Origin of the sequence: Sphingobacterium sp. HSC-15S19 (genome assembly GCF_050433745.1) — a bacterium.
Lineage (GTDB): Bacteria > Bacteroidota > Bacteroidia > Sphingobacteriales > Sphingobacteriaceae > Sphingobacterium > Sphingobacterium siyangense.
Genome location: NZ_JBNPWQ010000081.1, coordinates 1 through 3,713 on the forward strand (window position 1 = coordinate 1; position 3,713 = coordinate 3,713).

Sequence of the window (3,713 nt, forward strand, 5' to 3'; positions counted from 1 at the left end):
AACATAAAGATAAGCAGCGGGACTTGCTTTGATTGCGATAGCTCTCGCCAATTTTTATCCGCTTGTGTGTAATCGGAAAATTAAATGTAAATTTACAACTAATAAGTTCTTTAAATCGACACAAATCAGGTCAAATTAAATGGGACCCATTTCAGGGACCTATTTAAATAAAACATCTGTATACTATTGATATATAGCGAGATACAAAGGGATGTCATAATCCCAGCGGGATCACAAAAGAAAAGCTAATCGAAAGATTAGCTTTTCTTGTTTTAAGACTATTAGGATTCGAAAGAAGGGTCGGCCGGATTCGATCCAATGGAGGCTCAGGGATGTGTTTGGGAAATGAGGGGCTGAGCCAATCCCAGCGGGATCACAAAAGAAAAGCTAATCGAGAGATTAGCTTTTCTTGTTTTAAGACTATTAGGATTCGAAAGAAGGGCCGGCCGGGTTCGATCCAATGGAGGCTCAGGGCTGTGCTTCAAGGATAAAGTGTATAACAGCCTCCATCCGTTGTACGGAACAATCAGTTTCAATTTCCAATTCATTGATTGCCGTTTCCAGTTTAGACAATGTTTCGTTGTAAAATTTAGCTATCATTACCTGCTGTTATTTTTCTTTCTTACCCCTTTCATTAGACTGTAATTACACGCTCTATTTTCTGCATATTCAATTTTATGTTCAGATAGAAGCTGTACAATTATTTCGTTTGTTTCATCTTCATTAAGTCCTATTTTTTCCCCGAGGTCAATTTCATTGAGTTGACCGTCATTTTCTATTAATGCTCTGTAATATTTTTCTTTATTTTCCATAACTATATTTTTTTCGCACAGCTATCATCATGTGTGGACTAAAGGGTAAAAGATAGCTGTCATTTTCAGTAACTTGAATAAGTTCCATTAATGTTCTTCGTTTTTTGTTATTCAGCATATTGGCAAAGTATTCTTTATCCAACCATACCCTCAACCGCATAAGTATTTAGATAGATTAAGCCTTGATTTATAAATTCATCTTTTAGCTGTTGTGGCTTATGATAAAATGCTTCTGCTAAAAGCCAAGGAAAATCATCGGGCGGATTGTGCATCCCCCTTATTAATTCTTCTTTGCACATGTCAAAAAATGGCTTTTTGTGAATTAAGCCGTTTAAAAGACCAACCAGCGTTGATGCCGTATAATTGATGGCAAAACCCAAAATAATCCCATCACTCTTTAAAATACGTTTAGCTTCGCAAATGGCTAAATCTCTATCCTCCTTTTTTTGAAGATGATAAAGAGGGCCGTGCAGTATTATTAGGTCTGCATAATTATCTGGAAATTCCAATTTTCGAGCTTCTCCTAAATGTACAGAAAAACTGTTCTTTAATCTATTCGCTCTGTTTTGGGCTATTTGTATATGTTTTGCAACTGGCTCTACTAAATGAACTTGATGTCCTTTTTTAGCAAGCCATTCCGAATACTTTCCCGTACCACCACCAATGTCTATTATTTTTGAAGATGAAGTTGGTATATATTTTTCTACGAGTGATTTAATTCTTTCAAATTCAAATACGCCCATTCCTTTGTCAAGTCGAGTTTCTTCGGATGCTCTATTGTAAAATACCTCGATATCTCTACTTATTAACTGTTTACTATTCATTTTTAGTCATCGTTTCACCACATTTTGAAATGTTGAATACACCGCAAAAGTGATAATGCAATCGATTTGATAATCGTTTGTTTTGTTTAAGATTAAGAAATAAGTCGATAGGATTATCTGTACATTAAAAACCAAAAAATTTCAATGCATTAATTACTCTGTTTTAGAGTTGTCTTTCGAGTAAGACCAGATAATATGTTAGATATAGTATAACAGACCACAAAGATAGAAAATTTGGATTAATTTTTAACGGTGAATTGGCACTAATTCACTCCTGCTGTATTAAATGCTGTAAATCGGGGTCATTATTAATCCGTTCCATCTCGCTTTCTACAATATGCACAGCGCCATGACTTGCCTGTAATTGACTTCAACGACCGGCTTCATATTGTCGTTGCCGTTTTCATCGGCAAAGGATAATATGTGCAATATCTCCTTATAGGTTTTGGTTTCTTTATATCCAACTTGTGCTCATATAGACAGTCTTTTAAATTGGTTCAATGATCATAAATATTCCAAAAAAAATCGAGTTTCGTACCTATTGGTTCACTGAAAAAAGCTAATCGAAAGATTAGCTTTTCTTGTTTTAAGGCTATTAGGATTCGAAAGAAGGGTCGGCCGGGTTCAATCCAATGGAGGAGGCTCAGGGCCGTGTTTGGGAAAATGAGGGACTGAGCTAATATCAGTGGGATTGCTTAAAGTATACTAATACGTGTATAACAAATCAGCTTTATTACTTAAAATAGCATAACAGTAGATACCATAGTCGCGGAAATGGCACTATATCATCTGTTATAGGGTGAATGTTAACACAGCGTAGTAAATATTAAAGCTTCACCTCTGTATTTAAGGGCTCTTAAAAGTAGTAATATTAATTACGGACTTTTTCTCAGCGTCAGGAGTCATGCCTTTGATCTGATCTCTCTGGATCATATGATTTATATCCCTTGCTTTGCCTTTTTCCCGTCCATCAATGACAACTATATCATCAAGTGATTCAAGTTTTATCCAGCTACTTTCACTGAGGAGATATGGCTGACCTTTATATTCAAAAAGCACTTTACCTTTTTCCATCCTCAATGCATTTAAATCCTTATTAAAAAGGTCTTTCTTCATCACCTCAGGAAGCCTATCCTTCGTTTTAGCATAAGACAAAGCACCCATTCTTGTATCACTAAAGGGGTTCGCGTCACTAGAACCACACAGACCAATAATAAAATTAAATCCTTTCTTCAAAAGGGAAGGATGGACTCTTTCTGATTGTTTAAAATCCTTAAAACCACTTTTTTTAAAAACAATCACTACAGGTTTATCGTTTGAGGAAGCTATAACTTCGTCGCTAAAATAACCTTTATCATCTGTTATCCCTATCTTTTTATCCTCAATAAATATATCTACACCTTTCAGGGGTTTATGATCCTGTGCGCTCACAACAAGGCCACTTACCTGAAATTTTTCCATATCAAGAGTTTGTGAATAAATGTTATTAAATAACATTGTAAATCCTATTAAAAGTATATTTTTCATATTAATTACTTAATTCCAATTGATTTTTTACTAATGAATAGTACTGTCCTTTCGAATGGACCGAATCATTATGATTGCCGTTTTCGATAATTTTCCCTGATTCCAGTACAATTATCTGATCTGCGTTTTTTACCGTACTTAACCTGTGTGCTATAACTACTACCGTCCTGTTCTTGAAAAATTCGTTGAGATTGTAGAGTATTGCTTTCTCTGTATTAGCATCCAGAGAACTTGTTGCCTCATCAAAGAACAGATATTGGGGATCTTTATAAATTGCACGCGCTATCAGTATACGTTGTTTTTGCCCTCGACTGATCTGCAAGCCCACGTTCCCGATTTTTGTATTTAAGCCCATTGGAAGATCATCAACAAATTCCTCGAAACAAGCTATCCTTATTGATTCCTGCAACTTCGCTAGGTTAATATCCTTTTCATCAAGAAGGGTAATATTAAACTTAAATTTACATTTAATTTTCCGATTACACACAAGCGGATAAAAATTGGCGAGAGCTATCGCAATCAAAGCAAGTCCCGCTGCTTATCTTTATGT

The 3,713-nt window shown here is 35.4% G+C and carries 5 protein-coding genes; all 5 read right to left on the reverse strand.

Going from position 1 to position 3,713, the window contains the following annotated elements:
- Positions 1-468: 468 nt before the first annotated feature.
- A complete protein-coding gene (locus L1283_RS28245; protein ID WP_262507989.1) occupies positions 469-600 on the reverse strand; it encodes a hypothetical protein in 132 nt (43 codons plus the stop codon).
- Positions 600-812, reverse strand: coding sequence for a hypothetical protein (locus tag L1283_RS28250; RefSeq protein WP_088161094.1), 213 nt, complete (start codon positions 810-812; stop codon positions 600-602). The genes L1283_RS28245 and L1283_RS28250 overlap by 1 nt, the downstream gene beginning before the upstream one ends.
- A 134-nt stretch (positions 813-946) precedes the next feature.
- Positions 947-1,636: a class I SAM-dependent methyltransferase gene (locus L1283_RS28255; RefSeq protein ID WP_286850708.1), complete on the reverse strand. Its 690-nt coding sequence runs from the start codon at positions 1,634-1,636 to the stop codon at positions 947-949.
- Positions 1,637-2,482: 846 nt separating this feature from the next.
- Entirely contained in the window at positions 2,483-3,163 is a 681-nt protein-coding gene (locus L1283_RS28260) for a hypothetical protein (protein WP_286850706.1), read from the reverse strand.
- 1 nt (position 3,164) lies between these two features.
- Positions 3,165-3,572 (reverse strand): ATP-binding cassette domain-containing protein, encoded by a 408-nt coding sequence (locus L1283_RS28265; protein WP_429626801.1) that lies wholly within the window; start codon positions 3,570-3,572, stop codon positions 3,165-3,167.
- Between the last annotated feature and the right edge of the window lie 141 nt (positions 3,573-3,713).

Coding starts and splice junctions, on each gene's coding strand:
- L1283_RS28245 (WP_262507989.1), bottom strand. CDS start 600: ATGATAGCTAAATTTTACAACGAAACATTGTCTAAACTGGAAACGGCA.
- L1283_RS28260 (WP_286850706.1), bottom strand. CDS start 3,163: ATGAAAAATATACTTTTAATAGGATTTACAATGTTATTTAATAACATT.
- L1283_RS28250 (WP_088161094.1), bottom strand. CDS start 812: ATGGAAAATAAAGAAAAATATTACAGAGCATTAATAGAAAATGACGGT.
- L1283_RS28255 (WP_286850708.1), bottom strand. CDS start 1,636: ATGAATAGTAAACAGTTAATAAGTAGAGATATCGAGGTATTTTACAAT.